A 614-nucleotide genomic window follows, 5' to 3' on the forward strand; every position below is an offset into this window, starting at 1 on the left:
CGTCGACCGGTACGGCAAGTTGCCCGAGCCGGTGGAGAACCTGCTGCTGGTGGCGGGGCTGCGGATGTTCGCGCGCGCGTGCGGCGTCGGCGAGATCGTGCTCCAGGGCACCAACATCCGCTTCGCTCCGGTGGAGTTGCGCGAGTCGCAGGAGCTGCGGCTCAAGCGGCTGTACCCGGGGACGGTCATCAAGGCGACGGCCCACCAGGTGCTGGTGCCGCGCCCCAAGACCGCGAAGGTCGGCGGCAAGCCGCTGGTCGGACGGGAACTGCTGGCGTGGGTCGGGGAGTTCCTGACGTCGGTGCTGGGGTCGTAGCGGCTTCGGCTCCGGCTCCGGTGTGCGGGTGAGGCCGCCCGCGTCGGCGTGATGCCGCCGCGGGCGGCCTCCGGCATGCCGGGCCGGGCCCCTGACGGTGGCGAACCTCTGCATGGTTACCGTGGCAGCGGGCACAACCGCTCGTACGCACAGTCCGCGTGGGCGGACGTGCCGGACGGACACGGCAAGGGGAGGGGTACGACGTGAGGCGTCCGAGGGGCGGGAGGGCGGCCGTCGCCGTGGCACTGCTGGGCGCCCTGGCCGGCTGCACCGGGACCGGCACCGGAGCGGGCGGGCC

The 614-nt window shown here is 74.1% G+C and carries 1 protein-coding gene; it reads left to right on the forward strand.

Features of this window, described 5'->3' with window-relative positions:
• Positions 1-316 (forward strand): TRCF domain-containing protein (locus CCN42_RS39310; protein WP_143662200.1); only part of this gene is annotated, 316 nt, incomplete at its 5' end.
• Positions 317-614: the final 298 nt, after the last annotated feature.

This window comes from Streptomyces glaucescens, assembly GCF_002154375.1.
GTDB lineage: Bacteria > Actinomycetota > Actinomycetes > Streptomycetales > Streptomycetaceae > Streptomyces > Streptomyces glaucescens.